1 protein-coding gene is annotated in these 958 nt (G+C 65.1%); it reads right to left on the bottom strand.

Going from position 1 to position 958, the window contains the following annotated elements; genetic code table 11:
- Nucleotides 1-958: FG-GAP repeat domain-containing protein (locus ACPXB1_RS30580; RefSeq protein WP_425736169.1), on the bottom strand; the 958-nt coding region annotated here is incomplete at both ends.

Below are 958 nucleotides of genomic sequence, written 5' to 3'. Positions count from 1 at the left end.
AGAGGGTGGTTTCGCCGTTGAGGCCGAAGTAGTCGTGCCATTTGGTGCTGGGGGCGAAGGTGGTGCCGGTGGAGAGGGCGACGTGGATGTCGTTGGTGGTTCCTTTGGTGAAGACGATGAGGTCGTCTTTGCCGTCGCCGTTGGTGTCGGCGAGGTAGGGGAATTCGCCGGGTAGGCAGAAGTGGTCGTGCCATTTGATGGTGGTGCCGGTGAAGGTGGTGCCGGTGGAGACGGCGGCGTAGACGTCGGCGTCGGTGTTGCAGGTGAAGGTGACGATGTCGTCTTTGCCGTCGCCGTTGATGTCGCCGACGCGGGGTTGTTCGCCGCCGACGGCGAAGAGGTCGTGCCATTTTTGTGGTGGTCCGAAGGATGTGCCGTTGGAGAGGGCGACGATGACGTCGGAGGCGGTGGCGGGGCCTTGGGTGAAGGTGATGATGTCGTCGAGTCCGTCGCCGTTGACGTCGCCGATGGCGGGGAATTCTCCGCCGATGGAGAAGTAGTCGTGCCATTTGACGGCGGTGCCGGTGAAGGATGTGCCGGTGGAGAGGGCGACGTAGACGTCGGCGTTGGTGTCGTGGGTGAAGGTGATGATGTCGTCTTTGCCGTCGCCGTTGACGTCGCCGATGGCGGGTATTTCGGTGCCGGGGGCGAACCAGTCGTGCCATGTGGTGCTGGGGGCGAAGGTGGTGCCGGTGGAGAGGGCGACGTGGACGTCGGCGAGGGGGCTGTGGGTGAAGACGATGGCGTCGTCGCGGCCGTCGCCGTTGGCGTCGCCGGTGAGGGGTGTTTCGCCGGTGAGGGCGAACCAGTCGTGCCATTTGATGGTGGTGCCGGTGAAGGTGGTGCCGGTGGAGGTGGCGACGTAGGCGTCGGCGAGGGGGCTGTGGGTGAACGCGATGACGTCGTCGCGTCCGTCGCCGGTGAAGTCGGTGGGTGACCCACCAAAATACCGCGCGGC

The organism is Micromonospora sp. DT68 (genome assembly GCF_049847245.1).
Lineage (GTDB): Bacteria > Actinomycetota > Actinomycetes > Mycobacteriales > Micromonosporaceae > Micromonospora > Micromonospora profundi.
The sequence above is the reverse complement of the archived record's forward strand: the minus strand, read 5'-3'. Positions and strand labels throughout refer to the sequence as shown.